Source organism: Nocardioides sp. Kera G14, from assembly GCF_020715565.1.
GTDB lineage: Bacteria > Actinomycetota > Actinomycetes > Propionibacteriales > Nocardioidaceae > Nocardioides.
This window is the reverse complement of the sequence record NZ_CP085839.1, coordinates 1,007,558-1,021,956: the sequence shown is the minus strand read 5'-3', so window position 1 is coordinate 1,021,956 and position 14,399 is coordinate 1,007,558. Positions and strand designations below refer to the sequence as shown.

The 14,399-nt window shown below is 70.3% G+C and carries 18 protein-coding genes; 8 read left to right on the top strand and 10 right to left on the bottom strand.

The features are described from left to right. Positions 1–8: 8 nt before the first annotated feature. Positions 9–1,187: an NADP-dependent malic enzyme gene (locus LH076_RS05140; RefSeq protein ID WP_227782925.1), complete on the bottom strand. Its 1,179-nt coding sequence runs from the start codon at positions 1,185–1,187 to the stop codon at positions 9–11. Beyond that, positions 1,180–1,467 (bottom strand): S24 family peptidase, encoded by a 288-nt coding sequence (locus LH076_RS05135; protein ID WP_415753318.1) that lies wholly within the window; start codon positions 1,465–1,467, stop codon positions 1,180–1,182. The genes LH076_RS05140 and LH076_RS05135 overlap by 8 nt, the downstream gene beginning before the upstream one ends. A gap of 36 nt (positions 1,468–1,503) precedes the next feature. Here LH076_RS05135 and sodN point away from each other — a divergent pair, with 36 nt between their 5' ends. The 3 genes from sodN to LH076_RS05120 are packed head-to-tail and all read left to right on the top strand — an operon-like array spanning position 1,504 to position 3,085. Next, positions 1,504–1,911, top strand: a complete 408-nt coding sequence (gene sodN, locus LH076_RS05130) for a superoxide dismutase, Ni (protein WP_227782923.1) — start codon at positions 1,504–1,506, stop codon at positions 1,909–1,911. Between the two features lie 14 nt (positions 1,912–1,925). After that, positions 1,926–2,312 carry an anti-sigma factor gene (locus LH076_RS05125; RefSeq protein WP_227782922.1) on the top strand — a complete coding sequence of 129 codons (387 nt, stop codon included), beginning with the start codon at positions 1,926–1,928 and terminating at the stop codon, positions 2,310–2,312. Then, entirely contained in the window at positions 2,309–3,085 is a 777-nt protein-coding gene (locus LH076_RS05120) for an RNA polymerase sigma factor SigF (protein WP_227782921.1), read from the top strand. The genes LH076_RS05125 and LH076_RS05120 overlap by 4 nt, the downstream gene beginning before the upstream one ends. Here the strand turns inward: LH076_RS05120 and LH076_RS05115 are convergent. Beyond that, entirely contained in the window at positions 3,059–3,430 is a 372-nt protein-coding gene (locus LH076_RS05115; protein ID WP_227782920.1) for a hypothetical protein, read from the bottom strand. The genes LH076_RS05120 and LH076_RS05115 overlap by 27 nt on opposite strands. Positions 3,431–3,648: 218 nt before the next feature. On the opposite strand from LH076_RS05115, the gene LH076_RS05110 reads away from it, so the two are divergent. Then, entirely contained in the window at positions 3,649–3,900 is a 252-nt protein-coding gene (locus LH076_RS05110) for a WhiB family transcriptional regulator (protein ID WP_227782919.1), read from the top strand. A 3-nt stretch (positions 3,901–3,903) separates the two neighbouring features. Here the strand turns inward: LH076_RS05110 and LH076_RS05105 are convergent, their stop codons facing one another. Continuing rightward, a complete protein-coding gene (locus LH076_RS05105) occupies positions 3,904–5,379 on the bottom strand; it encodes a sensor histidine kinase (RefSeq protein WP_227782918.1) in 1,476 nt (491 codons plus the stop codon). Between the two features lie 45 nt (positions 5,380–5,424). On the opposite strand from LH076_RS05105, the gene LH076_RS05100 reads away from it, so the two are divergent. Further along, positions 5,425–6,213 carry a DUF2785 domain-containing protein gene (locus LH076_RS05100; RefSeq protein WP_227782917.1) on the top strand — a complete coding sequence of 263 codons (789 nt, stop codon included), beginning with the start codon at positions 5,425–5,427 and terminating at the stop codon, positions 6,211–6,213. Positions 6,214–6,343: 130 nt separating this feature from the next. Here LH076_RS05100 and LH076_RS17000 read toward each other — a convergent pair whose 3' ends face one another. The 6 genes from LH076_RS17000 to LH076_RS05075 all read right to left on the bottom strand — a co-directional run bounded on the left by LH076_RS17000 (position 6,344) and on the right by LH076_RS05075 (position 9,256). After that, entirely contained in the window at positions 6,344–6,418 is a 75-nt protein-coding gene (locus LH076_RS17000) for a 50S ribosomal protein bL37 (protein ID WP_370249596.1), read from the bottom strand. Between the two features lie 32 nt (positions 6,419–6,450). Continuing rightward, positions 6,451–6,705 (bottom strand): mycothiol system anti-sigma-R factor, encoded by a 255-nt coding sequence (gene rsrA / locus LH076_RS05095; RefSeq protein WP_227782916.1) that lies wholly within the window; start codon positions 6,703–6,705, stop codon positions 6,451–6,453. After that, positions 6,702–7,289, bottom strand: a complete 588-nt coding sequence (locus tag LH076_RS05090; RefSeq protein ID WP_227783576.1) for a sigma-70 family RNA polymerase sigma factor — start codon at positions 7,287–7,289, stop codon at positions 6,702–6,704. Before LH076_RS05090 ends, rsrA begins: the two co-directional genes overlap by 4 nt. A 67-nt stretch (positions 7,290–7,356) precedes the next feature. Continuing rightward, a complete protein-coding gene (locus tag LH076_RS05085) occupies positions 7,357–7,998 on the bottom strand; it encodes an alpha/beta family hydrolase (protein ID WP_227782915.1) in 642 nt (213 codons plus the stop codon). Position 7,999: 1 nt separating this feature from the next. Further along, positions 8,000–8,695, bottom strand: coding sequence for an SOS response-associated peptidase (locus LH076_RS05080; RefSeq protein ID WP_227782914.1), 696 nt, complete (start codon positions 8,693–8,695; stop codon positions 8,000–8,002). Between the two features lie 24 nt (positions 8,696–8,719). Next, positions 8,720–9,256, bottom strand: a complete 537-nt coding sequence (locus LH076_RS05075) for a hypothetical protein (RefSeq protein ID WP_227782913.1) — start codon at positions 9,254–9,256, stop codon at positions 8,720–8,722. A gap of 334 nt (positions 9,257–9,590) precedes the next feature. Here LH076_RS05075 and LH076_RS05070 point away from each other — a divergent pair, with 334 nt between their 5' ends. From LH076_RS05070 to rsgA, 3 genes are read left to right on the top strand one after another with little or no spacing between them, the layout of a single operon-like run. Beyond that, positions 9,591–12,035, top strand: coding sequence for a sigma-70 family RNA polymerase sigma factor (locus LH076_RS05070; protein WP_227782912.1), 2,445 nt, complete (start codon positions 9,591–9,593; stop codon positions 12,033–12,035). 13 nt (positions 12,036–12,048) lie between these two features. After that, positions 12,049–13,362, top strand: coding sequence for a 3-phosphoshikimate 1-carboxyvinyltransferase (gene aroA, locus LH076_RS05065; protein ID WP_227782911.1), 1,314 nt, complete (start codon positions 12,049–12,051; stop codon positions 13,360–13,362). Positions 13,363–13,369: 7 nt separating this feature from the next. Beyond that, entirely contained in the window at positions 13,370–14,383 is a 1,014-nt protein-coding gene (gene rsgA, locus LH076_RS05060; protein ID WP_227782910.1) for a ribosome small subunit-dependent GTPase A, read from the top strand. Positions 14,384–14,399: the final 16 nt, after the last annotated feature.

Here is a 14,399-nt window from a genome sequence, read left to right as displayed (position 1 = left end):
CACGCCCCTCAGACCCGGATCACGCCGTCGGCACGGGCGGCCTCGGCGACAGCCGTCGCCACGGCGTCGCGGATCCGCGGGTCGAAGGGGTTCGGGATCACCAGCTCAGGGGCGAGCTCCTCGCCGACCAGCTCGGCCAGCGCGTGGGCCGCAGCGAGCTTCATCCCCTCAGTGATCTTCGTGGCGCGCGCGTCGATCGCTCCACGGAAGATGCCGGGGAAGGCGAGCACGTTGTTGATCTGGTTGGGGTAGTCCGACCGGCCGGTCGCGACCACGGCGGCGTACCTGTGCGCGACGTCGGGGTGGACCTCGGGCGTCGGGTTGGCCATCGCGAAGATGATCGACTGCGGCGCCATGGTGGCGACGAGCTCCTCCGGAATGGTGCCGCCGGAGACACCGATGAAGACGTCGGCGCCGTCGAACGCCTCGGCCATCCCGCCCGAGCGGCCGGTCACATCGGCGGTCGACGCGGCCAGGGCCGCCTTGACCGGAGTGAGGTCGGTACGCGTCGAGGAGACGATGCCGTTGCGGTCGAGGACGACGAGGTCCTTGATGCCGTAACCCAGCAGGATCTTGGAGACCGCGACGCCGGCCGCACCGGCGCCGCTGATCACGACGCGGGTGGTCTCGGGCGTGCGGCCGGTGAGCTTGAGGGCGTTGACGAGGGCGGCCAGGGTGACGACGGCGGTGCCGTGCTGGTCGTCGTGGAAGACGGGGATGTCGAGGAGCGCCTTGAGCCTCTCCTCGATCTCGAAGCACCGCGGGGCCGAGATGTCCTCGAGGTTGATGCCACCGAAGCTTGGCGCGAGGCGGACGACGGTCTCGACGATCTCGTCGGGGTCTGTGGTGTCGAGGCAGATCGGGATGCCGTCGACGCCGCCGAACTCCTTGAAGAGGATCGCCTTGCCCTCCATCACGGGCATGGCTGCGGACGGGCCGATGTCGCCGAGGCCGAGCACCGCGGTGCCGTCGGTGACGACGGCGACGGTGTTGGGCACCCAGGTGTAGTGCTGGGTCATCGCTGGGTCCTCGTGGATCGCCATGCAGACGCGCGCGACACCCGGCGTGTAGGCCATCGACAAGTCCTCACGACCGTCCAGAGGTACGGTCGCGGCCACCTCGAGCTTGCCACCGAGGTGGAGGTCGAAGGTGGGGTCGCCGGCGTACGGGAGGGTCGTGTCAGTCACGAGATCGGAGTCTGACACAGCCGAGAGGGACCCGCCTGCGGACGACCGCGATGAGGGATGCGTCCGGCACAGGGCCGCGATGGCGTGAGTCGACGCCCTCGTCGGGGTTGTCCGACAGCAACCACCAGCCCCGCTCACGGCGCTCGACGGCACGCTTCACGGCGACCGTGCCGTCTGCGAAGCGGGCGACGACGAGGTCGCCTGGGCGTGGTGTGGCGTCGTACCGGATCCAGAGGAGATCGCCCGGACGCAGGGTCGGCAACATCGACCGACCCCTCACCCGAGCGAATCCCCACACGGGAGTAGTCTCGCAAACATGACCCTTCGCATCTTCGCCCCCACCATCACGGTCGCGGCTCACTGCGACCTGCCCTGCGGCGTCTACGACCCCGCCCAGGCCCGTATCGAGGCCGAGTCGATCAAGGCCATCATCGCCAAGGTCGCCGACAGCGACGACCCCGACTTCCGCACCCGCGCCGTCATCATCAAGGAGGAGCGCTCCCAGCTGGTGAAGCACCACCTCTGGGTGCTGTGGACCGACTACTTCAAGCCCCCGCACTTCGAGAAGTACCCGCAGCTCAACACGCTCTTCAACGAGGCCACCAAGCTGGCTGGCGGTGGCGGTGGCACCAAGGCTGTCTTCGACGCCGAGGTCGCGGACAAGCTCCTCGCCAAGATCGACGAGATCGCCGAGATCTTCTGGGAGACCAAGAAGGCCGCCTGAGCCTGCTCCCACAGATGAAGAAACCCGATGTCGAGCTGAGGCTGCCGGCCGATGGCGCCTATGTCGCGGTGCTGCGCACCGCGACGGCCGGGCTGGCAGCCCGGCTCGACTTCACCCTGGAGGAGATCGAGGACGCGCGCATGGCGGTCGGTGAAGCCGCGGCCCTCGCGCTCGAGGCCGCCGCCCCGGGTGCCGACCTCCACACCTACTTCTGGCTCGCCCCCGGGCAGCTGACCGTCGAGGTCTGTGTCGGTGCCGAGCACCCGGCCACTCCGGACGAGGACTCCTTCGCCTGGACCGTTCTGCGGACGCTCGCCGAGGTGAGCGCCCGCACCGACGATGACCGGCTGGCGATCACCCTCGTGGCCACCAGCTCGCTCGGCAGCCAGCCTCCGGCATGAGCACCGACTCCTCGTCCGGACTCGAGGAGACACGGCGTCGGAGCGCGGCGCTCTTCGCCGTGCTCAGTGATGTCTCCCTCCCCGAGCACGAGCGCCAGGCCGCCCGCAGCGAACTCGTCGCCCTCCACTCCCCGCTCGTGGAGCACCTCGCGCGTCGTTTCCAGCACCGCGGCGAGCCCTATGAGGACCTCGTCCAGGTCGGCATCGTCGGCCTCATCAAGGCGATCGACCGCTTCGAGCCCGAGCGCGGGCTCGAGTTCTCCACCTATGCCACGCCCACCGTCATGGGTGAGCTCAAGCGTCATCTACGTGACAAGGGCTGGGCCATCCGCGTGCCGCGTCGGCTCCAGGAGCTGCGCCTGCGGATCACCCAGGAGAGCGCCGAGCTGACCCAGAAGCTGGGTCGCTCCCCCACCGCACGCGAGCTCGCGGACAGGGTCGGCTGCAGCCTCGAGGAGATCGTCGAGGGACTCGAGTCCGGCAACGCCTGGTCGACGGTCAGCCTCGACGCGACCGACTCCGATGAGGCCGCCGGGATCCTCGACGTGGTCGGGGTCGACGACGCGGGACTCTCGCTGGTCGACGTACGCGAGTCGCTGAAGCCGTTGCTCGGGGAACTGGATGAGCGGGAGAAGCGGATCCTGCTGCTGCGCTACTTCCGCAATCTCACCCAGTCGCAGATCGCCGAGGAGATCGGCGTCTCCCAGATGCATGTCTCGCGCCTGTTGGCGCGGACGCTCGCCCGGCTACGCCAGGGGCTCGAGGGCTCGTAGGCTCGCCGGCGCGAAGATCCCCACGAGCGCGACCACCGAGGCGAGCGCCAGGACGGCGCAGACGGCCGGGGTGTCGCGGAAGCTCCAGGCGAGCCCGAGGTTCACCAGTTCGACGAGGACGACCGGGCTGCGCGCGATCGAGCTGAGCCGGAGCAGCCCCCATCCGCACGCCACCAGGGCGAGTGCGACGAGGACGAAGAACGCGGACGTCGTGAGTCCCATGGCCAACCGGCTACCGTGAAGGTTGATCAGCTGGAGAACCGCGAGGAAGACCAGCGCCACGGCCTGGAGGGCCACCACTCCGACGGTGACCTTCAAGGGGCGCGGCACAGCATCGAGATTCACCCGCACAGCGTACGGCGCCCGGTGGTCCAGACCACTGACGGCGTGCAGTGTTGGTAACAGTGAGGAAACACACGACGAATCACTCTTGTCTCAATGGCTCCGACCTGAAACGCTTGGCTGGCGCTCGTGAAGGCGTTCACATCGGCACGCCCGGACGCAGCAGGCAGTTGAGACCCGACAGCCGCACTCGAACTTTCGAAAGTAGGGATTTCCCACCCATGGATTGGCGTCATCGTTCAGCCTGCCTCGACGAGGATCCGGAGCTGTTCTTCCCCATCGGGAACACCGGCCCTGCGATCCTCCAGATCGAGGAGGCGAAGGCGGTCTGCCGCCGCTGCGAAGTGCGCGAGCAGTGTCTGCAGTGGGCGCTCGAGGCCGGTCAGGACCACGGGGTCTGGGGTGGCCTCTCCGAGGACGAGCGCCGCGCGCTCAAGCGTCGCAACGCCCGGGCACGCGTCCGGACCGCCTGAGATCTAGAGGGTCAGTGTCAGCACCGCCCGCGCACCGAGGTCGTCCTCCCGGTTCGCCAGCGTGATCTGACCACCCAGCTCACCTTCGACGAGGGTCTTCACGATCGAGAGTCCCAGGTTCGTCGACGTCGCGAGGTCGAAGTCCTCGGGCAGTCCCGTGCCCGAGTCGGTCACGGAGACGAGCAGGGTGCTGCCGTTGCGGGCCACGTCGACGGTGATCTCCCCGATCCCGTCGCCACCGGCGTCGGGATAACCATGCTCGACCGCGTTCTGGAGGAGCTCGGTGAGGACCATGGCGAGCGGCGTCGCCACCTCCGAGTTGAGCCCGCCGAACGAGCCGGTGCGGCGCACCCGCACGTGGGCTGCGCCGACGCCGCCCACCTCGCCGAGCGCCATGCTCAACCGGTCGGCGATGTCGTCGAACTCGACGATCTCCTCCACGGCCTGCGAGAGCGTCTCGTGGACGATGGCGATCGACCCGACCCGGCGTACCGCCTCCTCGAGGGCGACCTTCGCCTCCGGTGAGTCGATCCGGCGGGCCTGGAGGCGCAGCAGCGCCGCGACGGTCTGCAGGTTGTTCTTCACCCGGTGGTGGATCTCGCGGATGGTGGCGTCCTTGGTGACGAGCTCACGGTCGCGACGGCGCAGGTCTGAGACGTCGCGGACGAGCACCGCTCCCCCGATGTGCACGCCCTCAGGCCGCAGCGGGAGCGCACGGACGACCATCGAGACGGTGTCGCTCACGATCTCCGCGTCACGGAACGAGCGGCCGCCCAGGACGGCGCTGAGGGTCTCCTCATCGAGGCGTCGCTTGGCCGGGACGAGCTCGCGGGTCACGTCGGCGAGGGACTTGCCGGTGAGGTCGCCGTGGAGGCCGAGCTTGCGGAAGGCGGACTGCGCGTTGGGGCTGGCGTACTCGACCAGCCCTGCGGCATCGACCCGCACGAAGCCGTCGCCGACCCGCGGGGTGTCGGCGTCGTCGCTGCGCTGGGCAGGATTGGGGAACCAGCCGCCGGCGATCATCCGGGTGAGGTCCGAGGCCGTGCGGAGATAGGTGAGCTCGAGGTGCGAGGGCGTACGTACGCCGAGCAGGTTGGTGTTGCGGTCGACCACCGCGATCACGCGGTCCTCACGACGAACCGGGATCGACTCGATCCGCACCGGCACATCGTCGCGCCACTCGGGGTCGCCCTCCCGGACGAGGCGACCCTCGGTCCAGGCGGCATCCAGGAGCGGGCGCCGGCCGGCCGGCATGAAGGTGCCGAGCACGTCGTCGACGTACGCCGTCGGGCCCGTGGTCGGGCGCATCTGCCCTCCCGCCCAGAAGCCCTGTCGCTCCCGGTCGGGAAGCCAGAGGACGAGGTCGGCGAAGCTCAGATCGGCCACGATCTGCCAGTCCGCCATCAGCAGCTGGAGCCAGCCGACGTCGGCGTCGTCGAGGTCCGTGTGAGCACGGACGAGCTCGATCAGCGAGGGCACGCGGCGAGTCTAGGACTGCGGTCGATCGTGCTTAGGATGTGGGCCATGGCGATGTCGGGGTCGTACTGGCGGGGCGTGCGTGCCCAGGGCGGAGCGCTGCCCGCAGACCGCCCGCTGACCGACCTCACGGCCGAACTGACCCGCATGCTGGGCGATCCGGATCCGCAGCTGCGCGAGGAGATCGCGGTCCGGATGCTGGTCGACTGGCTCACCCAGGGCGTGTACGACGACCTCCTGGTCGGCCTGGGCGACGGCATGGCCACAGGTCTGACCGTCGGGATCGGCGAGCGCGGCACCGACTCGGCGCTCCGTCGTACGGCGTCGGCCACCGTGCTCACCGCCTGTCTCGCCCGCGACACCGCCCGCAGCCTCGTGCCGGCCGGGAAGGTCCTGGAGTGGGGCGACCGGGTCGTGGCGTGGCTGCTCACCGACCGCGACCTGCGGGCCGTCGTACCCGGTGCCGACGCGCTGGCCACGCTGTCGGCCTCACCGCACGTCGGCCGGCCGGAGCTGACCGTCGTGCTCGACGTGGTCGCAGACCGTGTCCTGGCGCCGACCGCCGACCGGTTCGGTCTCGCCGAGGCCGACACGCTCGCGCGGACCACGATCGCCGTGCTGCGACGCGACGTCGTCGGCCTCGACCTGCTCGAGCCGTGGGTCATGCGGCTCGGTGTGGGTGCGATGGAGGATGCGCGCAGGACCGGCAACGCGGAGGCCTTCCTGCGGGCGCTCTACACCCACGTGACCGTCGGGCGCCGGCCGCTCGGCGTCCGGGCGGACCTCGTGCTGCTGCTCGTCGACGTGCTGCGCGAGATCAACGCCGACCTGAGGTAGGCGGAGAAGCAGAAAACCCCGCCGGAGCGGGGTTTTCAGAAGTCTCAACAGCTCAGCTGGACGTCGCTGCGCGACGTCAGCGTCGTCGCTCGGCGCTCGCGGACGAGCAAGCTCGCCGCGGACCTCGCTCCTAGCTGTTGGGGCGCTTGCCGTGGTTCGCGCCCTTCTTGCGACGCGCGCGACGCTTGCGACCGGTCTTACCCATGCCGTCCTCCTCTAGTTGCAGACCGCGGGAGTCTAGCCCAGCTCGGACTGGATCCTGACTTCGGTGAGGCGGAGCATCACCTTGGCACGCAGCTCGCCGGGGGCCACCTCGCTGCACGAGCGGGCGACGACGGCCTTGATCGTGCGCTGCACGTCATAGCGCTCCAGGCACGGGTTGCAGGTGTCCAGGTGCTTCCGGACCGCGTCACAGTCGGCACCGTCCAGCTCGTTGTCGAGCAGGTAGACGATCTGCTCGATGAAGTCCTCGCACTCGTGCTCCGCGCTCATGCCACCGACTCCCGCACATAGTCGCTGAGCAGGTCGCGGAGCTGGCGCCGGCCGCGATGGAGCCGCGACATGACCGTGCCGATGGGCGTGTCCATGATCTCGGCGATCTCCTTATAGGCGAACCCCTCGACGTCGGCGAGGTAGACGGCGAGGCGGAACTCCTCGGGCAGCTTCTGCAGCGCCTCCTTGACCTCGGAGTCGGGGAGGTGGTCGAGCGCCTCGGTCTCCGCGGACTTCAGGCCGCTGGAGCTGTGCGACTCGGCGCGGGCGAGCTGCCAGTCCTCGACGTCCTCGGACATCGACTGCTGCGGCTCGCGCTGCTTCTTGCGGTAGGAGTTGATGAAGGTGTTGGTCAGGATCCGGTAGAGCCAGGCCTTCAGGTTGGTGCCCTCGCGGAACTGGTGGAAGGACGAGAACGCCTTGGCGAACGTCTCCTGGACCAGGTCCTCCGCGTCGGCGGGGTTGCGCGTCATCCGCATCGCGGCGGAGTACAGCTGGTCGAGGAACGGCAGAGCGTCGCGCTCGAAGCGCTGCGCCCGCTCGTCGTCGGTCTCGACTGGGGACTCAAGGGTTGGCTCGGACATCAGGTCCCAGACTACGGCCTCAGCCGCGACGCCCTCGGGACGCTCCAACACGATGGTCATGTGGGTTTCAACCCACGAGGCGCAGAGTCCATTCCGCGACCGCGTCGACGATTCCCCGGAGGCTCATCTCCTCGGCCGCGAGGTGGCGGGCGGGGATCTTGAAGCCGTGGTCGGCGTAGGGCACCTCGACGAGCTCGGTGCGGGGCAGTGCAGGGAACTCCTCGGGCCGGCCGAACGGGTCCCTCTCCCCCTGGACGACGAGCGTGGGGAGCTGGGTGTGGGCGAGCTCGTCGAGGCGGGACTTCTCCGGCCTGCCCGGTGGGTGCAGGGGGAAGGCCAACGCCAGGCAGCCCGTCGCTCCCAGCGACTTCGCGGTCCGGCAGGCCGAGCGGGCACCGGCCGAGCGCCCGCCGACGATGAGCGGTGTCCTGGACCTGAGCTGGTCGGCGACGGCGGTGAGGCCGGTGTCGAGGGTCTTCGGGGGCGAGGCGATCTTCTTGCCGGCGACCTTCCACGGTTGTTCGAAGAGGAGCACGCTCACGCCGTAGCTCGGCAGCCCGAGCGCGAGCGCCTGGAGATCACGGCTGTCGACACCGCCACCGGCGCCGTGGCTCAGCAGCATGGTCGCCACCGGCCGGGCGGCCCGGCGTTGGAGCAGCCGGCCGTCGCCGTACGGCGTGGGGACGGTCGTCTGGGTGACGGCGGCCATCTCAGGCCTCGGTCAGCGGGGCGATGAGCTCCGGACCGTTGTTGCGCACGTTGCCGACGGCGGTGGTGACCGGCCAGGCCTCGACGTGCGTGGCGGGCGTGAGTAGGTCGAGGGAGGCACCGCCCTCGCCGAGCCACGCGCCCCACCGGTCACGCTCGACCAGCAGCGGCATCCGATCGTGGAGCAGGCCGAGCTCATCGGTCGCCGTCGTCGTGATCACGGTGCAGGACCAGAGGAAACCCTCGCCCTCGGGCGCCCCGGGATCCCGCCAGATCTCGTAGAGGCCGGCCATGGCGAGCGATCCGCCGTCGACGGGATGGATGTAGAACGGCTGCTTGGTGCCGTTCTCGGCCTGGTACCACTCGAAGTAACCGTCGGCCGGCACGAGGCAGCGACGGGCCGCGAAGGCCTTGCGGAACGCGGGCTTCTCGGCGACGGTCTCCACCCGGGCGTTGATCATCCGGGCCCCGCCCTTGGCGTCCTTCGACCACGACGGCACGAGCCCCCAACGGGCCGTGCGCAGCTGCCGCGCCGGCGCTTCTGTCTCGTGGGAGGTGCGCTCGGCGACGATGTAGACCTCGTCGGTCGGTGCGACGTTGTAGCTGGCCGGCAGCTCGGTCGCGAGCCTGAGCTCCTCGACATCGAACTCCTGGGCGAGCTCACCCGCCGACTTGCTCGAGGCGTAGCGACCGCACATGCGGCCAACCCTAGTCAGGCCGCGTCAGGCGCTCCGGGCGAGCTCGTCGAGGAGGTGGGCAGCCGACGCGTCCGTGGTCGGAAGTCTTTCGATCCAGACCCGAGCGGCGCGGTCGGAGACCATCCGGCGCAGCAGGTTGACCCGCTGGACGAGGGCGTCGTCACGCCTGGCGACCACGACGACCCGACTGGCTCCGACCTTGCCGATCGCCTCCTGGCCCGTGAAGACGCTGCGTGCGGCGTGACCCACGAGGGTCAGGCGCCGGGCGACGGCCCACAGGTCGAGGCCATCGGGCTGGGCCAGCTCGGCGACGACGAGCGCATGGCGGTCCGCGTCCTCGCGGGCGTCGCGGTAGAGGCCTGCCAGTCGCTCCCGCAGGTGGGCCATCGACGAGAGGCCGGTGAGCGGGTCCGAACAGGAGAGGCCGTGGAGGTAGGCGAGGGTGGCCTCGCTCCACGCAACGCTGAGTGCTTGCATCTCGTCGAAGTCGGGATCGCGTTCGGCGACGAGTCGAGTGGTCGACCGGAGCCCCTCGATGCTCTCTCCCAGCGAGACCCCCATGTCCGCCAGGTCACGACCGACCACCCAACACGCCTCGAGGACACGCCCCGGCTCGGCGGAGGCCAGAGCCTCCCCGGCTGCTTCGAAGCGCGGTGGCAGTGCCGCCGCCCCCCGTCCCTCAGAACGGCGGGCACGTCCTCCGCGCCTACCGAACAGCCCCAACTCCGGTCTCCGCCCTCATGTCTGCCGCTGCTGTGTACGACGAAGAGACGGCAGGGTTGCCCGGTCATGACGCGACTGAGGAAACTTTTCGTCGAGGTTCTTCGGAGAGATCGCGTCATGACGCCGCGCGCGAGACGTCGTTGTCCTCGAAGGAACACAGAGGGGGTAGTCCATGTCCGAGGTGAGCGACGCGCTCCCACAGCTCGATGAGCCCGGCGACGCCGAGCTCATCTCCGCTGTGCGCGGCGGTGACACGCAGGCCTACGGCATGCTCTTCGAGCGCCACGTCGAGGCGGCGCGCCGCCTCTCACGGCAGCTCGTGTCGGCCGGCGACGTCGACGACCTGGTCTCCGAGGCCTTTTCGAAGGTCCTGACGGTGCTGCAGAAGGGAGGCGGCCCGGACCTCGCCTTCCGCGCCTACCTGCTCACGTCGATCCGTCGCCTGCACGTGGACAGACTGCGCAGCGGGGCGCGGCTGCAGACGACCGACGACCTGACGCCGTACGACCCCGGGGTGCCCTTCGAGGACACGGCCGTCGCGGGCTTCGAGAACGCCACCGCGGCCAAGGCGTTCGCGTCCCTCCCCGAGCGCTGGCAGCAGGTCCTCTGGCACACCGAGGTCGAGGGCCAGAAGCCCGCCGACATCGCGCCGCTGCTCGGCATGAGCGCCAACTCCGTCTCCGCGCTGGCCTATCGCGCGCGGGAGGGGCTGCGCGAGGCCTTCGTCTCGATGCACGCCCAGGAGGCGGTCGAGGACGCGTGCGCCAAGACCCGCGCCGGTCTGGGGGCCTACCTCCGCGGCGGCTCCTCCAAGCGCGACGCGGCCAAGGTCGAGTCCCACCTCAAGGACTGCCGCGAGTGCTCAGCGATCCATCTCGAGCTGGCCGAGGTCAACTCCAACCTCGGCGCCGTCCTCGCCCCGATGCTGCTCGGCTCGGCCGGCGTGGGCTACCTGGCCGCCGCGCACACAGCTGCGCTGGCCGCCGCCAAGGGCGGCGTGCTGCTCTTCCTCGACCGCGCCAAGGACTGGGTGCTGCACAACCCTGCCGGGCGCGCGACCGGTGGCGCGGCTGCCGCGGTCGTCACCTGCGTGGCCGTGGCCGCGGGCGTCCAGGCCGCCGGTCACCATGCTCCTCCTGTCGCAACTCCTCGGAAGCCGGTGAGCGTCAGCACCGCCACGCCGTCGAACGTGCCAGCACCGCCGGCGCCGGCCCCGGCGACCACGACCCCGGCCGCCCCCACCACACCTCCCGTCGCCATGGCCGCGACCGCCAGCCCAGCACCGGCGGTGGTCCCGGCTACGGTGGCCGCGCAGCCCTCGGCGTCCGAATCCGACTCCGACGAGGCCGAGCCGCCGGTGATCTCCACTCCGCTGCCCGCCGTCACGCTGGCCCCCGAAGCCGGCTCCACGGTCATCGACCTGACCAACGGTGCCACCCACCCCGACGGCGACCCGCTCACCGTGAAGTCCGCCCGGATCGTCGGGGCTGCCCATGGGGCGGTCGACCTCGGCGGTGTCGCGGCACGGCCGATGGTCGGCGTACGCCGGAGTTCGGGTCCGACCACGATCACCTACACCCCGGATCCGGCGTGGCGCGGCACCGAGACCATCGCCTACGTCCTGAGCGACGGACATCACGGCACGGTCTCCGGCACGGTCTCCGTCACCACGCCCGACCGGGCGCCGGTCGCGACCGACGACAGGCTCGAACTGCACGCCGCCTACTCCGTCACCACGCCGCATGTGATCGACGTGCTCGGCAACGACCGCGACGCCAACCACGACACCCTCACCGTCGCCTCGGTGGGCTCAGCCCGGCTCGGCAGCGTCGAGCTCGTCGACGGCGAGATCCGCTACACCCTGCCGGTCTGGAAGCGCGGCCAGGTCGCCGACCAGACCGACACCTTCAGCTACACGGTGAACGACGGCTTCGGTGGTACGTCGACCGGCACCGTGTCCGTGGTCATCGGGTTCACCCCCAACGCGGCGCCGGTGCCGACGTCGACCTCGCTCGATGTGGACTACGAGCATGCGAAGACCGTCCGGCTCGACGACCTTGCGGTCGACCCCGACGGGGACGAGCTGTCCGCCACCATCGCGACACAGGCACACCACGGCACCGCCACCCTCGCAGGTGGGATGGTGACCTACACGCCTGAGGAGCACTTCTCCGGAGAGGACTCGTTCACGCTCTCGGTCGACGACGGAGTCGCCTCGACGACCGTGGTCGTGCCAGTCACGGTCGCCCCGAACCCGGTCCACCTCGGCCTCACCGACGACCATCCGGCGGAGCCGACCGGCGACGTCGGCAACCACTTCGCGGTCAGCGGGTTGCCGACCGGCGGATCGGCGAAGCTCGAGATCAGCGTGACCGGCTTCGCCGGCTACAACGGCCATGCCAGTGGCAGCGGCCAGTGGGACGTGGCGGGAGGTGCGCACTGCACCACTCCGCCGGCTGACGGAAGCTCGAGTTTCACGGTGGTCTGCACCGTGTCGGACAACGGAGAGGTGCTGCACTGGGACTTCGACGTCGACAGCACCTGGTCACTGCAGGCGACCCTGACGGCGACCGACTTCGACGCCGACGCCGTCGAGATCACCAAGGGCAGCAACTGAGTAAGGTTGACGGGTGATCCCCGACCCCTGGCCCGCGCCGCACGCGACCCAGCCCGTCGAGACGGTCGTGTCGCTGCCTGGGTCGAAGTCGCTGACCAACCGCGCACTGATCCTTGCGGCGATCTCGGACGGGCCGTCGACCGTGCACGGCGCGCTGCGGTCCCGAGACTCGCTGCTGATGGCCGGAGCACTGGAGGCGCTGGGCGCGGAGATCGACACCCTCGGCCCGGACTGGTCCGTGACACCGATCCCCGCGGTCGGTGCCTTCGAGCGACTCGACGCCACCGTGGACGTCGGCCTCGCCGGAACGGTGATGCGCTTCGTGCCGCCCGTCGCGGCGCTGAGCCGCGGTGCGCTCGCCTTCGACGGCGACGAGCACATGCGACAGCGGCCGGTCGGTCGGATCCTCGACGCACTGCGCGATCTCGGTGTCTCCGTCGAGGGTGAGGCCCTCCCCTTCACCCTGCACGGCACCGGATCGGTGCCCGGCGGGGTCGTCACCATCGATGCGTCGGAGTCGAGCCAGTTCGTCTCGGCCCTGCTGCTGGCCGGGGCGCGTTATGAGCGGGGTGTCGACGTACGGCACAGGTCGGACGCGCCGGGAAGCACCGTTCCCTCCCTCCCCCACATCGACATGACCGTCGACATGCTGCGCGGGCACGGGGTCGAGGTGGACACCTCCGAGCCGAACCGTTGGGTGGTCGCGCCGGGCCCGGTCAAGGCCGTCGACGAGACGATCGAGCCCGACCTCTCCAACGCCGGTCCCTTCCTGGGTCTCGCGGCGCTCACGGGCGGCACCGTCACCGTCATGGGTTGGCCCGAGGAGACCACGCAGCCCGGCCGCGACTGGGTCAGCATCCTGTCGCTGATGGGCTGCACCGTCTCCCTCGGCGAGGAGGGACTCACCGTCACCGGTCCTGCCGTCGGCCACCTGCAGGGCGTCGACCTCGACCTGCACGACGTCGGCGAGCTGACCCCGGTGGTCGCAGCCCTGTGTGCACTGGCCTCCACGCCGTCGCGGCTCACCGGCATCGCCCACATCCGCGGCCACGAGACCGACCGGCTGACGGCTCTCGCGACCGAGCTCAACGCGCTCGGCGCGAGCGTCGAGGAGCTCCCCGACGGACTGGTCATCACGCCGACTCCCCTGCACGCCGGCCTCTTCCACACGTACGCCGACCACCGCATGGCCCACGCCGGCGTACTGCTCGGCGCCGCGGTCCCGGGCATCCTCGTCGAGAACGTCAACACGACGTCCAAGACCTTCACCGACTTCGCGCCCTTCTGGGCCGGGCTCTTCGACACCGCCGTCGACACCGGGAGCTGAGCCGGGCTTGGCGCGGAACAACGCCCGCTACGGGCGCGAGGACGTCGAGGCCTACGACCGCCCCCGGCGCCACACCCGACCGCGTACCAAGGACCGACCGACCTACGAGGACGCCGTCGACGGGATCGTCGTCACCGTCGACCGCGGCCGCTTCACCGTCCATATCGACGGACCCGACGGCCGCCGCGAGATCTGGGCGGTCAAGGCACGGCCGCTGGGCCGCAAGGGTGTCGTCACCGGTGATCACGTTCGTGTCGTCGGCGACACGTCGGGCATCGACGGGGCGCTGGCACGCATCGTGGAGGTGCGCGAGCGCACCACCGTGCTGCGGCGCACCGCCGACGACGACGACCCGGTCGAGCGGGTCCTCGTCGCCAACGCGGAGCAGCTCGTCGTCGTCACGGCGTTGGCCGACCCCGAGCCACGCCACGGCCTGATCGATCGGGCCCTGGTGGCGGCGTACGACGCGGGCATGCAGCCGCTGCTCTGCCTCACCAAGGCCGATCTCGCCGACCCGGAGGTGCTGCTGTCGACCTATCGCAGCCTCGGTGTGCCGTGGGTCGTGACCCGCTCGCTCGAGGGTGACCTGGGAGAGCTCAAGGAGCGGCTCGTGGGCAAGACATCCGTCCTGCTGGGGCATTCGGGCGTCGGCAAGTCCACGTTGGTCAATGCTCTGGTGCCCTCGGCGGCTCGCGAGGTGGGGCATGTCAACGCCGTCACGGGACGCGGTCGGCACACCTCCACCTCGGCCCTCATGCTCGCCCTGCCCGACGGCGAGGGCTGGGTGATCGACACCCCCGGCATCCGCTCCTTCGGACTTGCGCACGTCGAGCCCGACCACCTGATCGAGGCCTTCCCCGACCTCGACGAGATGACCGAGGACTGCCCGCGCGGCTGCACCCACGGCAGCGACGAGCCCGAGTGCGGCCTCGACGAGGCCATCGAGCGCGGGGAGGCCGATCCCGAGCGCGTGGAGTCCTTCCGCCGACTGCTTGCGGCCCGCTCCGTCACCGACTACTAGTCCGGCTACTACGCTG